Origin of the sequence: Bacillus hominis (assembly GCF_018332515.1) — a bacterium.
Lineage (GTDB): Bacteria > Bacillota > Bacilli > Bacillales > Bacillaceae_G > Bacillus_A > Bacillus_A hominis.
On sequence record NZ_BOQD01000522.1, the window covers coordinates 1 to 292 of the forward strand.

The following is a 292-nucleotide window of genomic DNA, read 5'->3' on the forward strand; positions in this document are numbered from 1 at the left end:
ATACATTTTCATTGTCGAATTTACTCAAACCATGTTATGTTCTAAATGTATTTTTCAACTTGAAAGGGGTATAAGCATTGAAAAGAATCCTAGTTTTACACACAGGTGGAACAATTGCAATGGAGGAAGATAAAGAAACTGGGGTCGTACAACCAGGTGAAAAGAATCCTCTTTTAAAATTCATTCCTGATTTAGAAGGCGATGTTGATTTAATTGTCGAAGATGTGTTCCATCTTCCATCTCCTCACATGACTCCTAGCGAAATGCTACAATTACAAGTCATCATTGACGA

The 292-nt window shown here is 35.6% G+C and carries 1 protein-coding gene; it reads left to right on the forward strand.

What is annotated here, in order from left to right; all coding sequences use genetic code 11:
• Window positions 1-77: 77 nt before the first annotated feature.
• On the forward strand, window positions 78-292 hold a 215-nt coding region (locus tag KI356_RS27085), incomplete at its 3' end, for an asparaginase domain-containing protein (RefSeq protein ID WP_212936991.1).